This window comes from Streptomyces sp. a15 (assembly GCF_059026085.1).
This window is the reverse complement of the sequence record NZ_JBWLKM010000298.1, coordinates 1-347: the sequence shown is the minus strand read 5'-3', so window position 1 is coordinate 347 and position 347 is coordinate 1. Positions and strand designations below refer to the sequence as shown.

1 protein-coding gene is annotated in these 347 nt (G+C 68.3%); it reads left to right on the top strand.

Annotated elements, in window-relative coordinates:
* Positions 1 to 347, top strand: a 347-nt coding sequence (locus tag AC5P09_RS52215; protein ID WP_493880664.1) for a HAMP domain-containing protein, incomplete at both ends; no start/stop codon positions are given.

Here is a 347-nt window from a genome sequence, read left to right as displayed (position 1 = left end):
ACGATGGTCGACCAGCTCTCCGCCTTCGCCGACGAGGTCACGCGCGTGGCCCGCGAGGTCGGCACCGAAGGCAACCTCGGTGGCCGGGCCCAGGTGCGGGGCGTCTCCGGCGTGTGGAAGGACCTCACCGACAACGTCAACTTCATGGCGGACAACCTGACGTCGCAGGTCCGCAACATCGCCCTCGTCTCCACGGCCGTGGCCCAGGGCGACCTGGGCAAGAAGATCACGGTCGAGGCGAAGGGCGAGATCCTGGAGCTGAAGTCGACGATCAACACGATGGTCGACCAGCTCTCCGCCTTCGCCGACGAGGTCACGCGCGTGGCCCGCGAGGTCGGCACCGAAGG